At 41.8% G+C, this 651-nt stretch carries 1 protein-coding gene; it reads right to left on the bottom strand.

All coding sequences use genetic code 11. The features are described 5' to 3' along the window. The coding region (locus BABA_RS13780) for a thymidine phosphorylase (RefSeq protein WP_007085807.1) at positions 1-619 on the bottom strand (619 nt) is incomplete at its 3' end. Positions 620-651: the final 32 nt, after the last annotated feature.

Here is a 651-nt window from a genome sequence, read left to right on the forward strand (position 1 = left end):
GACCGACAGATTTTCCAAGGTCGACCATTGTTTGAGCCAGAAGTCGTGCATCATCTACTGATTTCATGAAGGCACCATCGCCCACTGTGACATCCAGTAAAATAGCGTCAGAGCCTGCAGCAATTTTTTTAGACATGACCGAACTTGCAATTAAAGGGATAATATCAACAGTCGCCGTGACATCTCGAAGAGCATAGAGCAACTTATCAGCTTTAACTAATTCATCTGATTGGCCGATGATGGCAATTCCAGTTTCTTTAACTTGTTTGATAAATTCTTCTTCTGTTTTTTCAAACTTGAAACCTGGAATAGATTCTAATTTATCAAGTGTTCCCCCAGTATGTCCAAGACCTCGTCCTGACATTTTGGCAACTGGAACACCGAATGAAGCAACTAAAGGCGCCAAAATCAGCGTGACCTTGTCGCCCACCCCTCCGGTAGAATGTTTGTCCACTTTGATACCAGATATAGTTGACAAATCAAATTCTTTACCTGAATGAACCATAGCCATCGTGAGATAGGCAGTCTCTTGTGTCGTCATTCCTTTAAAATAAATTGCCATGGCCAAAGCCGACATTTGATAATCTGGCACAGTTCCATTGACATAATTTTCAATCATCCAATCGATTTAGATCGGAAGAGCGGTTCAGC

It is taken from the genome of Neobacillus bataviensis LMG 21833 (assembly GCF_000307875.1).
GTDB classification, from domain to species: domain Bacteria; phylum Bacillota; class Bacilli; order Bacillales; family Cytobacillaceae; genus Neobacillus; species Neobacillus bataviensis.